The organism is Pseudomonas sp. NMI542_15 (assembly GCF_021283425.1).
GTDB classification, from domain to species: domain Bacteria; phylum Pseudomonadota; class Gammaproteobacteria; order Pseudomonadales; family Pseudomonadaceae; genus Aquipseudomonas; species Aquipseudomonas fortuita.
This window is the reverse complement of the sequence record NZ_JAJSRO010000083.1, coordinates 1-309: the sequence shown is the minus strand read 5'-3', so window position 1 is coordinate 309 and position 309 is coordinate 1. Positions and strand designations below refer to the sequence as shown.

Here is a 309-nt window from a genome sequence, read left to right as displayed (position 1 = left end):
GACCGAAATGTCGGTGATCGACTTGGTGATCGCAGGCTGGCCACCGGCATACAGGTCGTTCGGTGCAGTGACGAAGGCGGTACCCGAAGCAGAACCCGCCGGAATAGTCACGACTGTGCCGCCAGTCAGGGTCACGGTCACACCGCCGTGGCCGGTCACTGGCAGCTTGGTGTCTTCGCTGATCAGGGTCACGGTGTAGGTGATCTTGCCACCTTCGACTACAGCGGTGTTGTCCACCGACAGGACGGCGGTGACTTTGCTGATGGTGTCGGTGACCTGAACGGTCGCCGGGGTACCGATCTGCAGGTT

Annotated in this window: 1 protein-coding gene; it reads right to left on the bottom strand. The window is 61.5% G+C overall.

Annotated features, from left to right (window positions below; genetic code table 11):
* Nucleotides 1–309: immunoglobulin-like domain-containing protein (locus LU684_RS30510; RefSeq protein ID WP_232895381.1), on the bottom strand; the 309-nt coding region annotated here is incomplete at both ends.